The organism is Flavobacterium restrictum (genome assembly GCF_007097245.1).
GTDB classification, from domain to species: domain Bacteria; phylum Bacteroidota; class Bacteroidia; order Flavobacteriales; family Flavobacteriaceae; genus Flavobacterium; species Flavobacterium restrictum.
On record NZ_VJZT01000059.1, the window covers coordinates 1 to 1,388 of the forward strand.

The following is a 1,388-nucleotide window of genomic DNA, read 5'->3' on the forward strand; positions in this document are numbered from 1 at the left end:
TCGGATTTGCCAAATCTTCCAAATACAAACCAATTTTTCCATTAAGCCAAATGCCCAAATTGCTTGTAGCGTGTGTTGGGGGAAGTTATTATTTTTCGTATTCCTTTAAAATTTCAATAATTGACTCATAATTAAATTTATCAGTTTTATCAATAATATCGATCAGTTCAGGTTTTGATATTGTAATTTCTTTTAGTTTATTTCGCATACTATTGAAATTTCCGACTATTACTACTTGATTATTTTCATTTACAAAATGATTGTTAATTTGAACACTTTGGTCATAAGCTTGTGGATAATATTCTACAAACCACTTTATTTTTCCATCATAAATTACTTCGTGCAAAGATTTGAATTTATCACCACGATTTATGAAAGTTCTTAAATTTCCTTTCAAATCTTTAAAAGTCATTTTTTTTACAATTTCATAAGATATGTAATTTTTTTTTGCTTGATTGTCCAATATGGCAAAATATTTGTTAATCGAATTTTCATTTAATAATGTTTTGTCAAAAAGATTGGTTTCTGCCTTTAATTTTGTTTTAACGGATTTGTCATTTATGAACAATATTTCAGCATCCATTAACTTGTTCTCATCTGTAACAATATTTTCAGTTGAATAATTTTCTATTGGTTTAAGCTCTTCTATTTTATTCATAACCATTACACAACTTGCAAATACAGGTATTAATATTAATACTGTTAACTTTTGAATTTTCATTTTTTTACATTTTTTTTGTTATAATTTCCCCCAACGTTCTCGCGCTACAAGCAGTTTGGGGTTAAATTAAGCCTTATCTTCGGATTTGCCTAAACATTCCAAATACAAACCAATTTTTCCATTAAGCCAAATCCCCAAATTGCTTGTAGCGTGTGTTACTGGAGGCTTGTTTTGTCGAAATTACGATTAAACCGCAAATTTTTCACGCTTCTATTGGCAAAATCCAACTTTTCCGTTTGTGATTTTCGGTTCGTAATTTCCACGTTTTATTTTCAATTATTTACTTTTCGCTTTAAAATTCTGCGCAAAAAATTTCAAGTTTCTGCTTTTCAGGTTTCTGTTGGCAGATTCCAATTTTCACGCTTCAGTTTTTCAAGTTTCTGCTGGCAAAATCCAATTTTCACGCTTCTGCTTTTCAAGTTTCTGTTGGCAGATTCCGACTTTTACGCTTCTGCTTTTCACGTTCCAACTTTTCAAGTTTCTGCGGGCAAATTCCAACTTTCACGCTTCTGCTTTGTCAACTTTCTGCGGGAACAAATGTTTATTTTCTAATTGTTTTTATCTGCGTAATTTCGGCACAAGTCTCCAGTAACGTTTGCGGCTATGCGAAGTGCCTTCTTTCTACCGCTTCACTAATAATAGCTAAAATAGCCAAATTTTTTAATTT

The 1,388-nt window shown here is 30.9% G+C and carries 1 protein-coding gene; it reads right to left on the reverse strand.

Annotation, left to right across the window (positions count from 1 at the left end; all coding sequences use genetic code 11):
• Positions 1-88 precede the first annotated feature (88 nt).
• Complete coding sequence (locus tag FNW21_RS16185; protein WP_144257784.1) at positions 89-721, reverse strand: hypothetical protein; 633 nt, start codon at positions 719-721, stop codon at positions 89-91.
• Positions 722-1,388: the final 667 nt, after the last annotated feature.

Bases quoted from the DNA above. Each gene is read 5' to 3' on its own strand.
- FNW21_RS16185 (WP_144257784.1), bottom strand. From the start codon at position 721: ATGAAAATTCAAAAGTTAACAGTATTAATATTAATACCTGTATTTGCA.